The following is a 4,076-nucleotide window of genomic DNA, read 5'->3' as shown; positions in this document are numbered from 1 at the left end:
ACCGTCAACCGTCAACCGTCAACCGTCAACCGTCAACCGTCAACCGTCAACCGTCAACCGTCAACCGTCAACCGTCAACCGTCAACCGTCAACCATCACCCCAAACCATAACAACCCATAGCCGCCCAATGGAATGGATCCTTGAAGGGTAAACCTTCACCTTCCGAATAACCTTTAATAGTTTTTTCCGCATCAGCATATTTCCTTAAAAGTTCTTCTTCTTGCTTAGGATTCAAGCCTTCTTGTTTCTTCCTCTGGATTTCATTGCTCAGAAGTACTTTTTCCCCTTTGATATGACTCTCTAACTGCTTGCGATAGTACTTTTTAAACTCAGCCGCAGTCATCTGGCGCATTTGCCGTTGTGCTGCTTGCAGAGCGCGGGGACGGTTTAAGCCTTGCTGTCGCTGTTGATGATATAGAATAGATAACAATGCCGCCGAACAGTCATTAACCGACCATTGACTGGCAATTACACCCGATGCTCCCGCACAGAGAAAGCCAGTACTTACTGCTACTGGTTCATCAGTCATACTCTCCGGTTGAAATAACCCTGTTTCGCAACAGGAGAGAAATACTTCCTGGAGTTGGGGAAAACGCCACCCCGGAGAAAATAGTTGACTAACAGTGATCTTACCGTCGCTAAGTTTTAAACCCGATTCTAGGGGATTGTCAACCTGACTTTGGGCGTGGTGACTACTGACTACGTGGCTGGCTTGTTGTAATAATTGACGGTAGGCGGTGCGGGTAGCTTGTTCTCGCATCAGTCTTTGTTCCTGTGGCACTGCAAACATTTCTGCTACTTTCCTCCCCTCAAATCCACTGAAAGGTAAATCACCAGTGGCGTTTTCCGCTGTGGCATAGTTGTAACTATCCGGCTGTTTCGCAGATAAGCGTTTGGGGTTGTAACAAAATCCTAAGACTTGTAGACTGGGAGCATAACGAATCAGGAATTTATCCCCCAAATAGCCCTCAGCTATGGGCAAAGCCGCAAAGGGGATTTGATGTAGGAACAGATGGGGAACTATCAGCAGTTCCTCTGTACCCTGTAGGTGTTCTGTAATCAGGCGTTCAATTTCTAAGCGTTGGGCAACTTCTGCCAGGGTGTGGGGCATTTGTGCCATCCACTGAGTTTTATGATTGTGATAGGGTGTAGTCCAGGTTTGAGATAACCACTGTTGTAACTTTTCGTAACCTTGCCCTTGACAGGTGAAGCAGTGGGGTTGAGTTTCCCCGGCGTGCAGGATGAGGATGTGGGTGTCTTTTCCAGTGCTATAGAAACTCACAAGAGTGGTTTTAGCCGTCAGCAGGGGGTAAAAATCCTGTAGTTGCGGTGGTTGCAGTTGGCGTAGTTTCGCCACTACTTCATCCACGTTGTTGATTTGGTCTAGGATGCATTTTTTTTGTGTTTGTAGTTCAGCAATTTCCGCAGGTACGTTCATGGCGGCGCGCAGTTGCCGGGTTTTTAACCCATCGGTATCCTGTTTGTCTTCTGGCTGTTGCAGGTTAGCGATGCGATCATCTAGGTTATCCAGTTGTTGTAACCATTGCTGGATTTGGGGGGGGATATCACCCCCTTGATAGAGGTCAGCGGTAGCCATGAGGTCTACGAGGCGCTTGGCTCGCACCCGTTCGACAATTTTCAAGGCGGTGGCGATGTCATTGAGGTTAATGGCGGCTTGAATGGCGTTTTCATAGATACTTATAGCATCAGCCACAATTTTGTCACGTTCAGCAGCGTTGGTGCGTAGAGTGCGGGTATAGTCAATGGCTGTCATGGCCATTTGATAGCCTTCTAGAGCCACCTGCCAATCCCCTTGGTTGAAGCCTAAATTACCTAGATTAGAGGCTGTTCTCAGGGCATCTACTGGTAAAATGGTGGGGTTCTGATAGGTGAGGGCTTCTCGATAGGCAGCTATGGCACGTTGCAGATTATTTGCCGGGTCGATGCCTAACTCGGCTTGGGTATCGTACACAATGCCTAGGTTATTGAGAGTCTGGGAAAGGTCTCTTGCTAAACCTAAGCGACGGCTAATCTCAGCGGACTCACCATAGGCGGCTATGGCTAGTTGCAGATTATTTGCCGGGTCGATGCCTAACTCGGCTTGGTTACGGTACCCATTGCCTAGGTTATTGAGAGTCCCGGAAAGGTCTCTTGCTAAACCTAAGCCACGCCTAATCTCAGCGGACTCACCATAGGCGGCTATGGCTAGTTGCAGATTATTTGCCGGGTCGATGCCTAACTCGGCTTGGTTACAGTACCCATTGCCTAGGTTATTGAGAGTCGTGGAAAGCTCTCTTGCTAAACCTAAGCCACGCATAATCTCAGCGGACTCACCATAGGCGGCTATGGCTAGTTGCAGATTATTTGCCGGGTCGATGCCTAACTCGGCTTGGGTAAGGTACGCAATGCCTAGGTTATTGAGAGTTCTAGCTCGACCTTCAGGATGATTTTGGCGCAGTGACAGCACTACCTGATAGCCATGAATGGCAATTTCTAGCACTTCTGCATACTTGCCTTGGGGGAAAACTTCAATACTTATGCAAGTATTTTCAACATTGGTGGCAATATCTTCAGCCCTCTGTGGATGCTCTGTCAGAACTACTTCTACCCACCTGGTAATACTTAGACACAATGCCGGGGTAATTAAACCCAGATTTTGCTGCATGAGTTGATGAACTGCTGCTTCACCATCTTGAATCCTGGTCTGTAACAATTCTCCCCAGAAGTTATCTTCTACCTGTGTTTGCTTATCCATACCTATCCTCTGTGATTAAAATCTTCACATCCAAACCTAATCAGTGGGATGCACCATAGCGCACCCCACCCCATTATTATCTACGTAACTGCTCTTTGACTTGCCCTAAATCTGTATACACATCAGCTACATTAATTAATGCCTCGCTAGTCATGGTACGTAAACCCAACACTTCTACCCTGATTCCCCTTCGGCTCACCTGTTCTAAGGCATAAGCCAAATCTCCATCACCCCCCACAAACACAGCCGTATCATAATAAGATGCCAATTTATCAATATCCATAGCCATCTCAACATCTAGGTTGGCTTTTCTAGTACCATCAGCCCGTTTAACTAATTCCTTAGTTATTACCTGAAAGCCATTGTGACCTAACCAACTGATAAAATTCTTTTCTTGACTCCTAGTGGAATCTATACCTGTATAATAAAAGGCTTTCCACAAACTACCATCTTTAGTGAGTAGCTCTAACAACTTTTTATAATCAATGTCAATTTTTAACTCTTGACGGGCGTAATACAAATTAGCACCATCAATAAATATAGCCACCCGTCCCCGTCCTTTGGGAGTGGCGTTTTTTGTGGCTGCTTCCCAATCAGTGCTACGTTTGTGCAGTGCTTCTAGGCCTTGTTGTAACTCCATTAAGACTTGTTCTAGGTTGTTAACTTTGTTGTTAACTTTGGTTTGAGATTGTTCCCACTGTTGTACAATGGCAGGGGATACCTGAAGTTGGTTTTGGTGGATTTTCTCTAGGGATTGACGACGACCTAGTGAGTAGGTAAACAACATGGGGATGGGTAAAGCCCATGCGGGCTGTTGAAGTGCTACCATCAGAGCCGTAGTTGTAGCCGTTAAACCACCTAAAATGAGTTTTTCCATTGTCTTACCTTTTTGCTCCCTACAATAAAGTAACGTTGGCTGCGGTAAAATTTATGCACAAGGGATTAACTTTGTGTCAACCTGCACCCCACAATTAATTAACGTTGTCTGCGGTAAAATTTATGCACAAGCAATTAACTTTGTGTCACCCGTCAACAGTCAACAGTCAACCGTCAACCGCCAACAGTCAACAGTCAACAGTCAACCGTCAACCGCCAACCGTCAACAGTCAACCAATAAATTAGGTAGTATTTATGGTGACAACAACCCGCACTAGTGAAACCGCATCACCTCCAGGAATAGTTATCACCTGGGAACCGTTACCGCCTGATTTTGACCTAAAAGAGGATGAACCGGTGGATAATACAGGGCAACCACTATTAGCAGGAGCATTAAGGGAAAGTTTAGAAATCACCGGTTGGATTCAGCCAGAAATGTTAATT

Annotated in this window: 3 protein-coding genes and 1 pseudogene; 2 read left to right on the top strand and 2 right to left on the bottom strand. The window is 46.2% G+C overall.

What is annotated here, in order from left to right:
- Positions 1-95 precede the first annotated feature (95 nt).
- Positions 96-2,756 carry a CHAT domain-containing tetratricopeptide repeat protein gene (locus tag NWP21_RS17235; protein WP_280793616.1) on the bottom strand — a complete coding sequence of 887 codons (2,661 nt, stop codon included), beginning with the start codon at positions 2,754-2,756 and terminating at the stop codon, positions 96-98.
- 76 nt (positions 2,757-2,832) lie between these two features.
- A complete protein-coding gene (locus NWP21_RS17230) occupies positions 2,833-3,633 on the bottom strand; it encodes an NYN domain-containing protein (protein WP_280793615.1) in 801 nt (266 codons plus the stop codon).
- A gap of 73 nt (positions 3,634-3,706) precedes the next feature.
- Here NWP21_RS17230 and NWP21_RS17225 point away from each other — a divergent pair, with 73 nt between their 5' ends.
- Both NWP21_RS17225 and NWP21_RS17220 read left to right on the top strand, forming a co-directional pair.
- The gene (locus tag NWP21_RS17225; RefSeq protein ID WP_280793614.1) at positions 3,707-3,910 is read left to right on the top strand and encodes a hypothetical protein; all 204 of its coding nucleotides are present in this window, start codon (positions 3,707-3,709) and stop codon (positions 3,908-3,910) included.
- Positions 3,888-4,076, top strand: a pseudogene (locus NWP21_RS17220) (hypothetical protein); the annotation flags it as partial. The gene NWP21_RS17225 and the pseudogene NWP21_RS17220, both read left to right, overlap by 23 nt.

This window comes from Anabaenopsis sp. FSS-46 (genome assembly GCF_029891665.1).
GTDB classification, from domain to species: Bacteria; Cyanobacteriota; Cyanobacteriia; order Cyanobacteriales; family Nostocaceae; genus Anabaenopsis; species Anabaenopsis arnoldii.
The sequence above is the reverse complement of the archived record's forward strand: the minus strand, read 5'-3'. Positions and strand labels throughout refer to the sequence as shown.

Coding starts and splice junctions, on each gene's coding strand:
- NWP21_RS17230 (WP_280793615.1), bottom strand. CDS start 3,633: ATGGAAAAACTCATTTTAGGTGGTTTAACGGCTACAACTACGGCTCTG.
- NWP21_RS17235 (WP_280793616.1), bottom strand. CDS start 2,756: ATGGATAAGCAAACACAGGTAGAAGATAACTTCTGGGGAGAATTGTTA.